The organism is Mucilaginibacter sp. GW821-FHT07G05 (genome assembly GCF_059418565.1).
The window spans coordinates 813,450-830,461 of the sequence record NZ_JBWKQC010000001.1 but is presented as its reverse complement, the minus strand read 5'-3'; the positions used below and the strand labels follow the sequence as shown (position 1 = coordinate 830,461).

Genomic DNA, 17,012 nt, shown 5'->3' with positions numbered 1-17,012 from the left:
TTAATTACAAATTCATACTCAACAAATTTATATGAAGCTAAAACCAAATGTTTTACTAATTGCAATGATAGCGGCGACAGGCGGCCTGTTATTCGGTTTCGATACGGGGGTAATTTCCGGTGCGCTTCCTTTTTTAAAGCAATACTGGCGGCTTAGCGACTCGGATATAGAGTGGATAACCACCACTGTTCTTATAGGAGCCGTAATAGGTGCCTTGGGTAGTGGAAAGCTGTCAGATATTATGGGCCGCAAACGCATGATCATTGTTAATGCCGTAATATTTGCAATTGGGGCCATAGGCTGCACGTTTGCGCCAACTGTATTGGTGCTCATCATCATGCGCATTATCATCGGTATTGCCATAGGGATAACATCCTATGTGGTACCCATGTATATTTCCGAAATATCGCCCACAAGGGTAAGAGGGGCGTTGGTTACCCTTAACCAACTCATGATCACTATTGGCATATTGCTATCCTATGTTACTGATTATTGGTTATCAAATGACAATGATCTGCAATCGTGGCGTTGGATGTTTTTAGTTGGCTTTGTACCGGCATTAATATTATTGATAGGTATGTTCTTTTTACCGGAAACACCACGATGGCTCATCAGCAAAAAACGATGGGACGAAGGTGTAGCCGTGCTTAGAAAATTAGAAGACAGCGATATTCTGGATAAAACAATTGCCGATCTTAAAGCAGAGGTTGCCATGTCATCAACACAGGAGGTTTCGGCCCGGGAAGTTTTTAAGCCCTGGCTTCGTACCCCGCTGATCATTACTATAGGTATATTCTTTTTTCAGCAGTTTTCGGGCGTTAATACCATTATATATTATTCACCTATCATTTTTAAAATAGCTGGTATTGTGAGCAATACAGCATCCATTATTCCTGCTATAATTATAGGGGGAGTAAATGTTCTCACCTGCCTGCTGTCTGTATTCCTGCTCGATAAGGTGGGGCGCCGTAAGTTGTACTTTATTGGTATCTGGGGTATGATTCCCTCTTTGCTGCTATTAGGTGCCTGCTTTCACTACAAGGAAATGCTTGGCGCGAGTCTACCTGTTTTCGCTGTATTAAGTATCGTTTGCTATATCATATTTATCGCCATAAGCCTGGCGCCTTTGGGTTGGTTGCTTATTTCCGAAGTTTTTCCGCTTAACATCCGTGGTGTAGGGATGAGTATAGGCTCGCTGGCTCACTGGGGCTTTAATGCCGTTATCGCATTCACGTTTTTAAAGCTGGTAAATTCATTAGGCATTGATTTTACCTTTTGGTGTTATGCCCTGATATGTATTATTGGCGCGGTTTGGGGCTATTACTACATACCTGAAACAAAGGGGAAATCGCTTGAAGACATTGAAAGCTTTTGGCGAAAGGGACATAGCGCACGTAAATTTTAACTAACGATAAACAATAACTTAAATGAAAAAAATATCATTACTATACTTATTATGCATTTGTTGGTCGGTGGGCTATGCCCAGTTGGGCGTTAAGTATGATCCAAATGTTCAAACTACAAAAAACATGCAGTACTTCCGCCCCAAAGGCGATTTGTTTGTGGGTGATTGTATGCCATTTGAACATAACGGTACCTACTACTATTACTGGCTGTTAGATTCTGCACATCATGCCAGCTTAAATGGCCTTGGCGGCCACCAATGGGCATTAAGCACCACTACCGATCTGAAAAACTGGAAGCAACACCCTGTTGTGCTGGGTATTGATGAAGATTGGGAAAAGTCTATTTGTACCGGGTCTGTGGTGTATTATAAAAAGAAATTCTATGCCTTTTACGCTACCCGGCTGCTCGATCAGAATGGCAACGTAAACGAACAGTTAAGCTATGCGATAAGTAATGACGGCATCAATTTTAAAAAACAAAAACCCAATCCGTTCTACACTTCGGCACCGGGATATAGCAAGCGCGATTTCAGGGACCCGAAGGTATTTGTAGATGAAAGTACCGGCGAGTTTCACCTCTTTGTTTCCAGCTGGCAGCAAAACCCTGTTTTACAGCACGCCGGCGGCGCGCTCGTACACCTTGTTTCAAAGGATTTAAAAGATTGGAAAGTACTTGATCCTATTTTAACGGGGCAGCCTTCAGTGCCGGAATGTCCTGATTATTTTAAGTGGAACGATTGGTATTACCTGTTTTTTAGCGATGTAAGCGATACTTATTACGTTAAATCCAAAAGCCCGTATGGCAATTGGGAAGAGCCGCGATACCAGGCGCTCAACGAGTCGTGGGCGAATGTGGTAAAAACTGCGTCATTTAAAAATGGCAGGCGCATTGCCGCTGCCTGGATACCATCGCGCAGAGATAATAAGGACAGTAACTGGGAAGCTTTTGGCGGTAACTCTGTTTTTCGGGAAGTGATCCAATTGCCTGACGGCACGCTGGATACTAAATTTCCGGAAGAAATGATACCCGCTACCGGCCAGCCGCTGGATTTGAAGATAAACCCCGATCTGTACGCCACGCTTAACGGTAGCAACAATCTCATTATAAATGCACCTAACGGCGTTGGTGCCGCTCATGTTGACAATGTTCCGGCAAAATGCCGCATAACTATGGAGATTGAGCCTACCGGCGCATTTGAAGATTACGGTTTTATTTTACGATCTGACGATAAAGGTGATAAGGGCTACAAAGTAACATTCTCTGCAAATAACAAAATAGTGAATTTGGGTAATACCGATATAAAGGCAGTAGATGGGCTGGCCGGAAACATCAAAATAGACCTGATATTGAATGATGATATTATTGATATGAATATTGATAACAGGCGCTGTGTTGTTAACCGCACAGTTGAACAAAAGGGAAGTACCATGTGGTTTTATGCCAAACACGGTAATATTAAATTTAAGTCGATAACCATAAGTCCGCTAACGGAGAATAAATAAAAAATATGCTATTAGGATTTGATATAGGCGGCACAAAATGCGCGGTAATTATTGGCAAGGTAAATAATGAACAGCAAATTGATATTATTGAGAAACGTGTTCTGGCTACCAACCTACCTGTTTATGAGATGATTGAGCAGTTATTTATAACAGCGGAAGATTTACTTGATAAGCATAATATTACTACAGCACATCTTGCAGGCATAGGTATAAGCTGCGGAGGACCATTGAGCAGCAAAAGAGGGGCCATTCTGTCGCCGCCTAATCTCTTAGGCTGGGATAATATTCCTATAGTTGATATGGCCGAAAAGAGATTTAAACGTAAGGCCTTTTTACAAAATGATGCCAACGCGTGTGCCGTAGCCGAGTGGAAGTATGGTGCAGGAAAAGGGGTTAACAACATGATATTCCTCACCTTTGGTACCGGAATGGGGGCAGGCCTGATATTGGATGGACGCCTCTATTCGGGAATATCAGACCTTGCCGGTGAAGTTGGCCATCTTCGTTTGTCAGAAACCGGACCGGTCGGCTTTGGCAAAGCCGGTTCGTTTGAGGGCTATTGCAGTGGCGGGGGCATAGCCCAGCTTGCACAAACGCGGGTGAGGGAAAAATTACAGGTAGGGGAAAAGGTGTCGTTTTGCTCAAGTATTGATGAACTGCCCGGTCTGACTGCCAAAATAGTTGCAGAAGCAGCCCTGGCCGGTGATGAATTAGCTATAACTATATATCATGATTGTGCAAAGTATTTAGGTAGGGGCCTGTCCCTTTTAATGGATATCCTCAATCCTGAATTAATAGTTTTAGGAAGTATTTATGGCCGTGCGCAGCAGCTGTTAGACCCCGTAATGATGGACGTGATACGTGCCGAAGTTTACAAGGAAACCTTGGCTGCATGCAGGATAGTACCGGCCGGCCTGTCTGAAAATATTGGCGACATGGCTGCACTATCCCTTGCATTGTTAAGTGCAGATAGGTAATTATATGCATTTGTAAAGTTTGGGATGGCCCGGTTGCAGGTCATTTTTAGTAATACATTATTATCATAAATAGTAGTGAAAGAAATCATTACTATGAAAACTTAATTCAATGAAAAAACAATTTCATATAGTACACCTGATATTCGCAGCTATGCTGATGGGCACGTTCTTGCAGGGATGTTCCGGGAAGAGGCAGGTTGTACAATTACAGCTAAAATCTTCTCCATGGCATTTTTCCGAGGGGGCAGCTGTGAGTAACCTTTATGCTCAGAAAACGAATGATGCCTTTACGGTACCTTATGATAGCACCAGTTTTACCATTAAAATGCAGCTGAAACTGAAAGCCAAAGATTCCGCAAAGGTGCTGCTTGATATACCGGGAGTATTGAAATTAAATGTTTTTCAGGCAGATCCAAAAGACAGGAAATATCAAAACTATCCCGCCTATCCTATGCCTGATGGCTCGGTTCCGGTATTGGAAGCTTCTTTACGGTTATATCCGCCTGCCGAACCTACAGGCCGGGATATGCCCATCGGGATCCCTTTAGGGATTTTAGAAAAGCCGGAAGGCGAACATGATGTGGTGCTTCATTTTTCGGGAGTCAGATGGACTTTGTATGTAGATGGCGAACTTCTTGATAATGATTTTGCTTTAGGATATCCAAAATGGAACAAACACAATACCTGGAAAATAGATCCTGCGCTTGTTACTGAGGCAAAAATATTTTTTCCGGGCATTGAACCGCAGGTAGTCGCCTTAAAAAAACCTCGCTTTTCACCCGAGATTCAGTATTGGACACCGCAAGGACACAACGCCTGGGTAGGTGATGTAGCTACTTTTTATCACCAGGGTCGCTATCATATTTTTTATTTGTTTGATCGCAGGGGGCATGCCAGTAAATTTGGAAAGGGTGCGCATTATTTCGAGCATATCTCCACTACAGATTTTAAAACATGGACCGAACATGACGCCGCTACGCCTATAGAGGCACAATGGGAAACTTTCGGAACCGGAACTCCTTTTATCTTTGATAATAAGCTTTGTATTAGTTATGGCTTGCATACCACGCGTATTTATCCCAAAGAAAAAACCACTTTACCACTATTATGGGATTACTATGATAAACACGGTTTCACCAGATCATTCCGCTATGATACGCTTTTTGGTTATCCGGCAGGATCTACCTATTCCGTTAGTGAAAATGGTATTGACCAATTCAAAAAAACAAAAATTTTATTTCATCCCTGCGAAAACCCAAGTGTGTACACCGATCCTGAGGGGCGCTTACGCATGTTAGCCAATTACGGAGCTAAAGGCACCTGGGAATCTAAATCAATTACTGGCGGATGGCGATCTGTTAACCCCGGCTTTCCTCCTGGAGGCGATTGCACCTTCTTCTTCCGCTGGGGTAATTATGACTATGTTATTGGCGGTTTCACCGGATTTTGGACCAAACCGGCAAACGCGCCGGAAGATAAATTTGTGGATGGCGTTAAAGCAGGCGCGGATTTTTATAACGGAATGGATGTGCCCGCTGTAACCGAAATAAAAGGCGGCCGTTTCTTACTGGCCGGGTGGATTCCGATGGCGGGCTGGGGCGGTTCACTGGCCATCCACGAAATGATCCAATCACCCAACGGGCGGATAGGAACGAAATGGATGGAAGAGATAATTCCGGCTATTAAAAAAGAAAGATTAATAGCTCGAACTATTCAAAAGCCATCAACCATTGAAACGGGGGCATCATCTTTCCTGCTTACATTTGACGTGGAGCCGGGGACTGATCTGACCGGAAAAACAAGCATAGTTTTTTTGGGCGCAGACGGCGAAGAACATGCATGTGAATTGCAAATTAAACCGGGTGAAAAAAAAGCGCAATATGGGCCGGGACGATCGGCGGATTTTTCTGCTACCGAAAAAACACTGCGCGAAGGAGGCGCACCACAGGCTGCGCGTAACTATGGCATTGAAAACTTGCTCAGTACCGATAAATTATTTACTGTTCGAGTACTGGTTAAATATGGAGATAAGTTCGGAGGCTCACTCGTGGATACAGAAATTGCCGGTAAACGCACAATGATCAGTTTTCGGCCGAATTTGAAAGTTAGAAAGTTATTATTGAGAATTAATGGGGCAGATATTAAAAATGTTAAAATAGCAGCACTTAAACTGTAACCTTACACATTGCAACATTCCTTATTTTCAAGGAACAATCACAATAGCAAGTTATCCTCCTTTTATCAGGATGTTTAAATACCCAACAAATCAATAACTTAAAAGCATTCCGGTGACCTGGTAAATTACCAAGGGAAAGATCATCTACAGGGCATCGTAACAAAGTGATATAGAAAGTGCCTAAAAATAAAAAAACGCCTTAAATTGAATATTTAAGACGTTTTTTTATTTAATGAAATACTTGGCGGAGAGTTAGGGATTCGAACCCCAGGACCTGTTACAGTCAACAGTTTTCAAGACTGCCGCAATCGACCACTCTGCCAACTCTCCGGGGACAAAAGTACAAATCCGGGGCGAATTGGCAAATTTGATGTTAACTTTTTTTAAATAATTGTTTTCGTATTTAAAATTCTGATTAACAGATATTTAATTTATGCTTTTGCCTGCGGTTTGATTACGGAAGCTGTTGAAGCGTGGTTTTTCTATCTTAATATTCCGCTTGGAAAGGTCAACACTGGCGTTTAATTCAAAACCGATGAGTATAACAAGCGAGTTAATATACATCCATAACATCACCACAATAAGGGTGCCTATCGAGCCGTAAACTTTGTTGTACGATGAAAAATTGTTAATGTAATACGTAAACCCGATAGAGGTAAGCACCGCCAAAAAGGTAGCCAGTACCGAGCCCGGGTTGATGAATTTCCACTTTTGCTTATGGGCAGGCCCGTAGCGGTATAGTATGGATAGCGCAACAAAGAAGATAACCACCACGATGATCCACCTGGATAGCGCGATAACGTATACCCAAAAATGGCTCTTGCTGTAAATATGGTCTTGTAAAAAACTGATGACGGTTTGCCCAGCCATCATAATCACAATGGCAAGCAGCATGGCAAAACTGATAACTACGGTTAATAGGAGGGCTATCCAGCGACGTTTAAGCCAGGTACGGGTTTCTAATATAAGCGACGATTTGTTGAAAGCCCGCATCAGGTTACTAATACCGTTGGTGGCAAAATAAAGTGCAGATATAAAACCTAATGATAGTAATTTGCCGTTTTGGTTCTTTACTATATCATCTATGGTATGCCGAAAGGCCATGTAGGCATCGTGAGGCAATATCAACATCACCAATGACAGGAATTGCTTCTGAAAACCCTCTACCGGTATATAGGCTATAAGCGTAAACAGGAAGATGATAGCCGGAAATACGGCCAGCATAAAACTATAAGCTAATGACGATGCGCGGTTGCCTAACGAACGTTCCTGCAACTCCAATATAAAAAACACCACCACAGTGTACAGCGGCAGCGGACGAAAGCCCGGAATGATCACGGTCTTCGTCCAGTCGATAAAATACTGGTAGAATTTAAATTTTGATAAGAAGCGGTGCAGCCATTTCATTTAAGCCAAAGCTACTCAAAAAATGGCTTCATCTTTTCTATAAACTCGTTAGGGGCAAGGCAGGGGCGGTTGGTTTTCATGTTGATGAAGGCCAGCAAGGTTTCGCCAATATGTATAAGTTCCTGCTGCTCATTATACAATTCATACCTGAAGTGGATTTTCACTCCCGGCATTTTTTCCATAATTACTTTAATGGTAATTTCTTCATCGTACAGGGCAGGTTTCAGGTATTTGCACTTCATCTCCAGTACAGGCATCATTATACCCGACTCTTCCATAGCGCGATAGGTCATGCCTATGCTGCGCAGCATATCAACCCGGCCTACTTCAAAAAACTCAGCGTAATTACCGTAATAAACATAACCCATTTGGTCGGTTTCGCCGTAACGTACGCGTATTTTGGTTGAGTTTTCAAACATTATCTTTTGATGTTTCTTTCGTTAAGGGCCTGCTGAAATTTGTGCGCGTTCACCAAATGTTCTGCTTCGGTAACAGCGAAGTTATGATAGCCGGAAAAATCTTCTTTGGCACACATATAAATATAATCGCTTTTCTGGTAATCAAGCACCGCTTTCACCGCGTTAACCGAAGGCATCATGATAGGACCGGGAGGGAGGCCGGTGTATAAATAAGTATTGTATGGCGAGTTGGTAACCAAATAACGGTTAAGTACCCGTTTAATAGTAAAATCGCCAACGGCAAAAATTACGGTTGGGTCGGCTTGTAATTTACGGCCCGTTCTTAAACGGTTAAGGTATAACCCGGCAATGGCCGGCATTTCATCGTCGTGCAGTGCTTCGGCATCAACAATTGAGGCCAATATAGATACCTGTATCGGGCTGAGGTTAATGGCTGCTGCTTTGGCTTTGCGCTCGGCAGTCCAAAACTTATCGTAATGCTGGCGCATCTTGTCGAAGAATTTTTCGGCAGACGTATTCCAGTATAGTTGGTACGAATCCGGCAGAAACATGGTATAAACATTTTCCGGCGTAAAGCCATACTGCGCTACAAACTGTGTTGAATCAAGCAGACTGATGATCTTTAAAGAGTCGGGCTCTATCTTTTTTGATACAAAGCCCGCGAACTGCTCTTTTAAGCGAAGATTTTTAAAGGTAAGGTCAACCGGCTCCTGCGAGCCTGATGCCAGCATATTGATCAGCCTGCGGTTGCTCATGCCGCTTTGCAAGCGGTACTTGCCCGGTTTTACACGGCCAATGTATTTCATGTTTATGGCCGACCAGTTAAACGTGGTAGTATCTTTAACAATGCCCTGTTCGCGTATGGTTTGGTACACATCCTCATAAGTGGCACCGGTGCGTATGTAAAGGTATTGCTGTTTATCGGTTACGTTAGGGCCAAAAAATCTGAGGTAGTAGAAAAGGCCGGTTGCGCCCAGCGCTAAAATAAATATCACCACCAGGGCAATAATAAATTTCTTGAATCTGCCTGATGTAGGTTTTTGCTGCTGATCCATTTTATGGTAAAGTAATTATTGTAATTTTTGAATAGCTAATAATCCGCCGGTTAAGTTGCGCACATGCTGATAGCCCTGCTGCTCCAATATCACCTGCGCGGTGCGGCTTCTGATGCCTGCTTTGCAGATAACAATTATTTCGTCGCTTTTGTTGAGGCCGAGTTCATCAATCTCATCGCCTATAGCCGATACGGGGATGTTTACACCGCCAATATTGTAGGTGTGAAACTCAATTTTCTCGCGAACATCAATTATAGTTAAGCTTTCGCCTTTTTGCAGGCGGCTTACCAGTTCGGTAGCATTAATTTGATTCATCGGGTGTAGCAGGTACAGCAGCGCCTTGCGATACCGTAACGTTTATACGTGTACCAATGCTGGTTTTGCTGGTTGAGTCTGTTTTCATGGGTTGTTGTGCAACTACTACAACGTTTGATGAGTCGGTTATAGTACCCTGGTAGGTAACCGTACCTAATGAAAGCCCCGCACCTTTGATAGCGAAACGTGCCGCGTCAAGATCCTGGTTAACCAGGTCGGGGATGTCAACTTCGCTCGCGCCCGCGCCATCGCCCAGTACAAGGTCAATTAACGAGCCTTTAGGTATTTTGGTGCCGGCTGTAATGGTACGGCCGCCCATGCGTACTTCAAGTACATGGTCGAGCGCAATGTCAGATCGGTAGCTGGTATCGCCCAGTTTAAGTCCGTAGTTACCAAGGGTAGCCACCGCTTCGCGGAAATTGCTCTGCTCCAAATCGGGCAGACTCACGGTCGGTGCTTGCGTAGTTACTACGGTAAGGTATATGATACGGTTCTCTTTTACGTTGGTTTCGGCATCCGGGTCTTGCTCTATTACCGTTCCGGGAGGTTGATCGGCAATGTAAACCGAATCAATTTTATAACCAAAACCCTGCGATTCGAGTATGTTTATCGCCTGGTCTATTTTTAAACCTTTCAGTTTAGGCACAGGTATGCCCGAACCATGGCGTGTGTAATAACTTAAGCTAAAAAACGCTATAAGGGTGACAGCCAGTACCGAAGCAATGGCCAGCAGGATAGTATTACGGAATGAACTCGATTTTAAGTAAGCCCAAAATTTACTCATCTTTATTTATACAGGGGTAAAGCAATCAGCTATCAAACATAGGTTGATTATTCCAAATTCCGAAATTGAAATTTCCACCATGCAGGGTTTCTGCACAATTATATAAACTTACAAAACCATTTATTAGCTATTAATAGATCAAAAAAATATATTTGAGCCGATATGACAACTAAGAACATTGCACTGCTTGCAGGCGGATACACCGGTGAGTATGAGGTATCTATAAACAGCGCTAAAAACATAGCCGATAGTTTGGATGCCACTAAATATAAGGTTTATACCATTTTGGTAGATAAAAACCGCTGGTTATACGAAACCGCCACAGGCCCGGTAGATATTGATAAGAACGATTTTAGCCTCACGCTTAATGGCGAAAAGATAAAATTCGACTTCGCTTTCATCACCATACACGGTACTCCGGGCGAAGATGGCAAGCTGCAAGGCTACTTTGATATGCTCAATATACCTTATAATACCTGCGATGCCACAACATCTGCCATCTCCATGAACAAGGCTTACACCAAAGCTATTGTGAATGGCATACATGGTTTGCATACCGCGCGCTCAATAAAATTGTTTAAAAACGACGCGCACGATGTAGCTACCATTGCCGCAACGCTTAAGTTTCCGTTGTTTGTAAAGCCTAATAATGGTGGCAGCAGTGTAGGTATGAGTAAAGTTTATAATGCGGCCGGTTTGCCCGAAGCCTTAGAAAAAGCTTTTCATGAAGATGACCAGATACTGGTTGAAGAATTTATTAAAGGCCGTGAATTCAGCATTGGTATAGCGCGATTAAAAGGGAAGATCACCGTATTACCTGCTACCGAGATAATCAGCTCGAAAGACTTTTTTGATTATGAAGCTAAATACACGCCCGGCGTTACCAACGAGGTTACCCCGGCCGATATTTCTGCCGAAAAGAACGAGACTATTGCCGCTATTGTTACCGAAGTATTTGTTCGCCTGAATTGCAAGGGGATGGTACGTATTGATTTTATTTTGCTGGAAGGTACCGAAGATTTCTACTTTATAGAAGTGAACACCACACCGGGTCAATCGGCCAATAGTTTGATCCCGCAGCAGGTGCGTGCCATAGGCATGAATCTTGGCGAGTTTTACGGTATGCTGATCGATGATGCGATGTAATAGTCATTTAGTGAGTGAGTGAGTGAGTGAGTGAGTGAGTGAGTGAGTGAGTGAGTGGCTAATTGGGAGTAGTCAATAGTCAGGGGGGAATACACAATATTAAGGCTTACGGGTTTTGCTTCGTAAGCCTTAATATTGTGTTTACATTTGGTAGTGGGTAACTACATCGGCGGGTATTTCAACGCCTTTGCCGCTTTTAATATCTACCATTACAAAATCAAACCAGCCATCGCTGCTTACTTTGCCCGTTGTTTTTATGGTGATGGTGAAGTTTACGCGGCAAAACTTTTCGTTAATAGTATCGATGCCGGTTTTTACTATAAAGTAATCGCCCATGGTTAGGGCACGTTTGTAATCAACATGGGCGGTGCGCACTACCCAGCCGTAGCCCTGCGCCATAAAGGTTTCCATGGGCATGCCGTAACCCTTGTCCATCTGGTCGTAACGGGCGGCAAGCACATAGTCAAAGTACTTGCTGTTATGCACGTGCTGAAACATATCTATATCATCCGGACGAACACGGAGCTCGGTTTCAAAAGTTTTATAGGCGGGTTGTGTCATTTTATATATTTACTATGCTACGTACTGTTTAGTATCGATTTTGTTTGTAAAATTACAACGTAAATTAAGCATCTATGATAATTACTGATAAAACAGAACGATTGCAGGAATTAGGCTTATCTGCCGGCTTGTTTGATCACTACCGCGAACCGCACCGTTTTTATCATACATTAGTGCACCTGGATGATATTTATCAGCAGCTGCAAAACAATAACCTTGGCGATAACGATGCCTTGCTGCTGGCTACAGTATTTCACGATATTATTTACGACCCGCGTTCGGCAACAAATGAGGAAGATTCGGCCAAATTATTCAATGAGGTTTTCCATGGCGATCAGGCGCTTAAAGATACCGTTACCGAAATTATTATCGATACCAAAACGCATCAGCCCAAAAGTGAATTGTCGCGTATTTTCAGCGAAGCCGATCTGAATATATTAAGGCAGCCATTCAGCAAACTGATGGTTTATGAACGGCAGATATTTAAAGAGTTTCAGTTTGTTGACTATAGTATTTACAGGCAAAAGAGGGTAGAGGTGCTGGAAGAGTTACGCTTGCAGGTTAACAATCCCGCTTTAGATACCCTGATAGAGTATGTAAAAGCATTCCGCCCGTCTGTAGCAGTGTATCCGGGGAGTTTTAATCCTTTTCATAAAGGGCATTATAATATATTGCAAAAGGCCGAGCGCATATTTGATAAAGTGATTATAGCACGTGGTGTTAATCCGGGTAAGGATGCTGCTACGCGTGATCTGCCGGAGGCTTTAAAATACCGGCAAATGGCATCGTACGAAGGTTTGCTAACTGATTTTATCGACACGCTGGCTTACGATGTTACCGTGATCCGTGGTTTGCGCAATGGTTCCGATCTTCAATATGAACTTAACCAATACCGCTATTTGCAGGAATTGAGCGGCAATAAAATAAGCGTAACCGCTATATTTTGCGACATGGAATTTGAGCATATTTCAAGCACCGGCATACGCCAGCTCGAAAAATATGGCAAGGCGGGTGAGTATCTGCTATAAGTGTTAAGGTGTCTTGCCTGCGTAATTGTAACGGAATTGTTTTACAGCCTTGCCGCGAAACGGTTTGCGGGGGCGGTTCTCAATCCCTAACTTTATCCTTGCATCAATTATAGTTACCCTATGATCAATAAAACACGTTTTGCCGGGTTGCTTTCCGCTGTAGCCTTTATATTAATAGGTAGCCTTGCATTTGTTTTGTTATCGGGCAGCAAGGCTGTTACGCCAACAATAAGTACCAAACCCAATATCATTATTATTTTAACCGATGATATGGGTTTTAGCGATATAGGTTGTTTCGGCGGTAAATTTGTGCCTACACCCAATATAAACCGGTTGGCTCAAAGCGGCATGATGCTTACCAGTTACTACAGCGCCGCGCCTATCTGTTCACCATCTCGGGCGGCCATGATAACCGGTATGTACCCGGGACGCTGGAATTTTTCTACTTATCTCGACAATAAAAAACATAATAAAAATGCCCAGCAGGCCGACTATCTTGATCCGAAGGCGCCCATCATGGCACGGATCTTTAAAGATGCGGGTTATGTAACCGGGCATTTCGGTAAATGGCATTTAGGCGGCGGGCGCGATGTACGCGATGCACCGGGCTTTGAGCAATATGGCTTTGACGAACATGCAAGTACTTACGAAAGTCCGGATCCCGACCCGCTGATAACGGCTACTAACTGGATCTGGAGCGATAAGGACAGCATTAAACGCTGGGACCGCAGCAAATACTTTGTTGATAAAACACTGGCCTTTATGCAAAAACACAAAGGACAACCCTGCTTTGTAAACCTCTGGCCTGATGATGTGCATACCCCCTGGGTACCGCGTAAAGAAACCGAATACACCGGCAAATACCCGATGAACCCTGAAGAGGAAGCAGCCTTTAAGCTTGTATTAAAAGAATATGATGTACAGATTGGCCGGTTGATAGATGGGCTGAAGGAAATAGGGGCCGATAAAAACACCATCATTATTTTTACCAGTGATAATGGCCCGTTGCCGAGTTTTAAGGGGAGCAGGGCTGGTGGCTTGCGGGGCTCAAAACTTTCGTTATATGAGGGCGGTACGCGTATGCCCTTTATCATATACTGGCCGGGGCATATTAAGTCCGGAGTTGCCGATGGGCTATCGGTAGTGAGTTCAACCGATCTATTACCTTCACTTACAAAAATGGCGGATGTGAAACTGCCTGCCCAATACAAAGGTGACGGCGAGGACAGGAGCGAGGTGTTTCTTGGTAAACCGTCATCACGGACGAAGGATATGTATTGGGAGTATGGCCGTAACGAACTTGCCTTCAGGTATCCTAACGGTAAGGACAGAAGCCCGGCATTGGGCATAAGAGCCGGCCGTTGGAAGCTTTTGATGAACCACGATGGCAGCAGCGCCGAACTGTATGATATTGTTGCCGATAAGAACGAGACTAATAACGTTATATCAAACCAACCCGAAGTTGCAGGTAAACTAAAAACCAAGTTAAGCACCTGGTGGAATGCGCTACCTAAACAGCAATAAACAAGGGCTATTTGCAAGGCAGATTTAAAAGTGTGGCGGCGCTGATAATTATTTGATATGATGGTTTTAATCATTATCTTTGCGCCACAATTAACAAAAATAGTTAACGCTTTAGTATTATTCAAGTAATGTATTTAAGTAAAGAAGCGAAAGAAGAAATTTTCGCAAAGCACGGTAAAGGTGCTACCGATACCGGTTCAGCTGAAGGACAGGTTGCATTGTTCACAACACGTATTGCACACCTAACCGGTCACCTGAAAAAAAACAAGCATGATTTTTCAACCCAGTTATCACTGCAAAAATTAGTAGGTAAACGCCGCGCACTGTTGGCTTACCTGTTTAAAAAAGATATTACAAGATACCGTGCTATCATCAAAGCTTTACAGCTAAGGGATATCATCAAGTAATTATTAAAGGGTTTTAATAGAAAGCCGTTCGCCAAAGGCGGATGGCTTTTTTACTTTTGTAAACAAGTTTTTATACACAATATAAATCGGTGCGCTCTAAAGATGAAAAGCGCATCACAACAAAAACAAAATGAGTTACAACGTAATTAAAAAGGTTATTGATTTAGGTGACGGCCGCACCATTGAGATCGAAACCGGAAAACTGGCCAAACAAGCCGATGGCTCGGTAGTAATTAAACAGGGTGATACCATGTTGTTAGCTACTGTAGTATCGTCGCCTGAAGCAAAAGAAGGGGTAGATTTCCTGCCGCTTTCGGTTGACTATCAGGAAAAATACGCTGCTACCGGTCGTATACCGGGTGGCTTTTTACGCCGCGAGGCACGTTTATCAGACTATGAGGTTTTGATCTCTCGTTTGGTTGACCGCGCTTTACGTCCGTTATTCCCCGAAGATTATCATGCTGACACGCAAGTGATGATCTCTTTAATATCTGCCGATAAAGATATTATGCCTGACTGCCTTGCAGGTTTGGCCGCTTCAGCCGCGTTAGCTGTTTCAGATATTCCTTTCAACGGACCAATATCTGAAGTACGTGTTGCCAAAATTGATGGTCAGTTAGTAATTAACCCAACTTTAAGCCAATTAGCTAACGCTTCGTTAGAGTTTATCGTTGCCGGTTCTGAGTTTGACATCAACATGGTTGAAGGTGAAGCGAAAGAGATACAGGAAGCTGAGTTGGTTGAAGCAATTAAATTTGCTCACGAAGCTATTAAGCTGCAAGTATTCGCGCAAAGAGAATTAGCTATCGAGTTAGGTAAAACCGAAAAACGTACTTACAGCCACGAGCACAGCAACGAAGATTTAAAGAAAGCTATTTACGCTGCTACTTATGAGCAGGTTTACGCTATCGCTTCTTCGGCATCTGCAAAAGATGAGCGTTCTGCTAAGTTTAAAGAAGTTCGTGATACTTACATTGCTACTTTAGGCGAAATTGATGATATCACCAAAGGTCTTGCTAAAAAATACTACCACGATGTAGAGTACGACGCGATCCGTAACCTGGTATTAGACGAAGGCAAACGCCTTGACGGTCGTACCACTACGCAGATCCGCCCGATATGGAGTGAAGTTGGTTACTTGCCATCAGCACACGGTTCGGCAGTGTTTACACGTGGCGAAACTCAATCATTAACCACCGTTACTTTAGGTGCTAAAGATGATGAGCAAATGATTGATGGCGCGTTCATCAACGGTTACCAAAAATTCTTATTACACTACAATTTCCCTGGTTTCTCAACCGGAGAGGTTCGCCCTAACAGGGGAGCAGGTCGTCGTGAAATTGGCCATGGTAACTTAGCAATGCGTTCATTAAAGCAAGTATTACCTGCCGAAGACGAAAATCCTTACACTATCCGTGTAGTATCTGATATCCTTGAATCAAACGGTTCATCATCAATGGCTACGGTTTGTGCCGGTACATTGGCGTTGATGGATGCTGGTATTAAAATCAAATCGCCGGTATCAGGTATCGCGATGGGGTTGATCACCAACGAAATGGGTACTAAATACGCTATCCTTTCTGATATTTTGGGTGATGAAGATCACCTGGGTGATATGGACTTTAAAGTAACAGGTACCGCTAACGGTATTGTTGCCTGCCAAATGGACTTGAAGATCAATGGTCTTTCATACGAAGTTTTAACAAAAGCTTTAGACCAGGCAAAAGAAGGCCGTTTGCACATTTTGGGCGAAATGGCGAAAACCATTGAAGCACCACGTGAAGATTACAAACCACACGCTCCGCGTATCATCACTATCCGTATAGATAAAGAATACATTGGCGCGGTTATCGGTCCCGGTGGTAAAATCATCCAGGAAATGCAACGCGAAACCGGTGCTACTATCTCTATCGAGGAAGTTGGCAACCAGGGTGTAGTTCAAATATTTGCCGACAACAAAGAGTCGATTGATAAAGCGGTAACCCGTATCAAAAATATCGCTTCAAAACCTGAAGTTGGTGAAATATACGAAGGTAAAGTAAAATCAATTATGCCTTTCGGTGCATTTGTTGAAATTATGCCGGGTAAAGATGGTTTGCTGCACATATCAGAAATTGACCACAAACGTTTTGAAACTATGGACGGAATATTCCAGGTGGGCGACGAAGTGCGTGTTAAATTGCTTGATATTGATAAACAAGGTAAACTTAAATTATCGCGCAAAGCATTGCTTCCAAAACCGGAAGCGGCTAAATAAGCATTCATGTTATTTTCAATTCAAAAACCCTCTCTATAGAGGGTTTT

General features: G+C 43.3%; 15 protein-coding genes and 1 tRNA gene. 9 read left to right on the top strand and 7 right to left on the bottom strand.

Going from position 1 to position 17,012, the window contains the following annotated elements:
- Positions 1-31: 31 nt before the first annotated feature.
- The 4 genes from AC07NA_RS03465 to AC07NA_RS03450 all read left to right on the top strand — a co-directional run bounded on the left by AC07NA_RS03465 (position 32) and on the right by AC07NA_RS03450 (position 6,062).
- On the top strand, positions 32-1,405 hold the full coding sequence (locus AC07NA_RS03465) for a sugar porter family MFS transporter (RefSeq protein ID WP_494895685.1): 1,374 nt from the start codon (positions 32-34) through the stop codon (positions 1,403-1,405).
- Between the two features lie 22 nt (positions 1,406-1,427).
- Positions 1,428-2,909 carry a family 43 glycosylhydrolase gene (locus AC07NA_RS03460; protein WP_494895684.1) on the top strand — a complete coding sequence of 494 codons (1,482 nt, stop codon included), beginning with the start codon at positions 1,428-1,430 and terminating at the stop codon, positions 2,907-2,909.
- 5 nt (positions 2,910-2,914) lie between these two features.
- The gene (locus AC07NA_RS03455; RefSeq protein ID WP_494895682.1) at positions 2,915-3,886 is read left to right on the top strand and encodes an ROK family protein; all 972 of its coding nucleotides are present in this window, start codon (positions 2,915-2,917) and stop codon (positions 3,884-3,886) included.
- A gap of 109 nt (positions 3,887-3,995) precedes the next feature.
- The gene (locus tag AC07NA_RS03450) at positions 3,996-6,062 is read left to right on the top strand and encodes a glycoside hydrolase family protein (protein WP_494895680.1); all 2,067 of its coding nucleotides are present in this window, start codon (positions 3,996-3,998) and stop codon (positions 6,060-6,062) included.
- A 242-nt stretch (positions 6,063-6,304) separates the two neighbouring features.
- On the opposite strand, the gene AC07NA_RS03445 is transcribed toward AC07NA_RS03450, so the two are convergent.
- The 6 genes from AC07NA_RS03445 to AC07NA_RS03420 form a co-directional block, all read right to left on the bottom strand.
- Positions 6,305-6,392, bottom strand: a tRNA-Ser gene (locus AC07NA_RS03445).
- A gap of 96 nt (positions 6,393-6,488) precedes the next feature.
- The gene (locus AC07NA_RS03440; protein ID WP_494895679.1) at positions 6,489-7,469 is read right to left on the bottom strand and encodes a YihY/virulence factor BrkB family protein; all 981 of its coding nucleotides are present in this window, start codon (positions 7,467-7,469) and stop codon (positions 6,489-6,491) included.
- An 11-nt stretch (positions 7,470-7,480) separates the two neighbouring features.
- Entirely contained in the window at positions 7,481-7,888 is a 408-nt protein-coding gene (locus AC07NA_RS03435; RefSeq protein WP_345209327.1) for an acyl-CoA thioesterase, read from the bottom strand.
- Entirely contained in the window at positions 7,888-8,943 is a 1,056-nt protein-coding gene (gene mltG, locus AC07NA_RS03430) for an endolytic transglycosylase MltG (protein WP_494895678.1), read from the bottom strand. The genes AC07NA_RS03435 and mltG overlap by 1 nt, the downstream gene beginning before the upstream one ends.
- Before the next feature lie 15 nt (positions 8,944-8,958).
- Positions 8,959-9,258, bottom strand: coding sequence for a rhodanese-like domain-containing protein (locus AC07NA_RS03425; RefSeq protein ID WP_494895677.1), 300 nt, complete (start codon positions 9,256-9,258; stop codon positions 8,959-8,961).
- Positions 9,245-10,042 carry a PASTA domain-containing protein gene (locus tag AC07NA_RS03420; RefSeq protein ID WP_345209324.1) on the bottom strand — a complete coding sequence of 266 codons (798 nt, stop codon included), beginning with the start codon at positions 10,040-10,042 and terminating at the stop codon, positions 9,245-9,247. Before AC07NA_RS03420 ends, AC07NA_RS03425 begins: the two co-directional genes overlap by 14 nt.
- 162 nt (positions 10,043-10,204) lie before the next feature.
- On the opposite strand from AC07NA_RS03420, the gene AC07NA_RS03415 reads away from it, so the two are divergent.
- Positions 10,205-11,188 carry a D-alanine--D-alanine ligase gene (locus tag AC07NA_RS03415; RefSeq protein ID WP_494895675.1) on the top strand — a complete coding sequence of 328 codons (984 nt, stop codon included), beginning with the start codon at positions 10,205-10,207 and terminating at the stop codon, positions 11,186-11,188.
- Positions 11,189-11,329: 141 nt separating this feature from the next.
- On the opposite strand, the gene AC07NA_RS03410 is transcribed toward AC07NA_RS03415, so the two are convergent.
- Entirely contained in the window at positions 11,330-11,749 is a 420-nt protein-coding gene (locus tag AC07NA_RS03410) for an acyl-CoA thioesterase (protein WP_494895674.1), read from the bottom strand.
- A gap of 74 nt (positions 11,750-11,823) precedes the next feature.
- Between AC07NA_RS03410 and AC07NA_RS03405 the strand changes: the two genes are divergently transcribed.
- The 4 genes from AC07NA_RS03405 (at position 11,824) to AC07NA_RS03390 (ending at position 16,965) form a co-directional block, all read left to right on the top strand.
- Positions 11,824-12,777, top strand: a complete 954-nt coding sequence (locus AC07NA_RS03405; protein WP_494895673.1) for an adenylyltransferase/cytidyltransferase family protein — start codon at positions 11,824-11,826, stop codon at positions 12,775-12,777.
- Between the two features lie 120 nt (positions 12,778-12,897).
- A complete protein-coding gene (locus AC07NA_RS03400) occupies positions 12,898-14,301 on the top strand; it encodes a sulfatase-like hydrolase/transferase (RefSeq protein ID WP_494895672.1) in 1,404 nt (467 codons plus the stop codon).
- A 128-nt stretch (positions 14,302-14,429) separates the two neighbouring features.
- On the top strand, positions 14,430-14,708 hold the full coding sequence (rpsO, locus tag AC07NA_RS03395) for a 30S ribosomal protein S15 (protein WP_345209319.1): 279 nt from the start codon (positions 14,430-14,432) through the stop codon (positions 14,706-14,708).
- A gap of 130 nt (positions 14,709-14,838) precedes the next feature.
- Entirely contained in the window at positions 14,839-16,965 is a 2,127-nt protein-coding gene (locus AC07NA_RS03390) for a polyribonucleotide nucleotidyltransferase (protein ID WP_494895669.1), read from the top strand.
- Positions 16,966-17,012 lie beyond the last annotated feature (47 nt).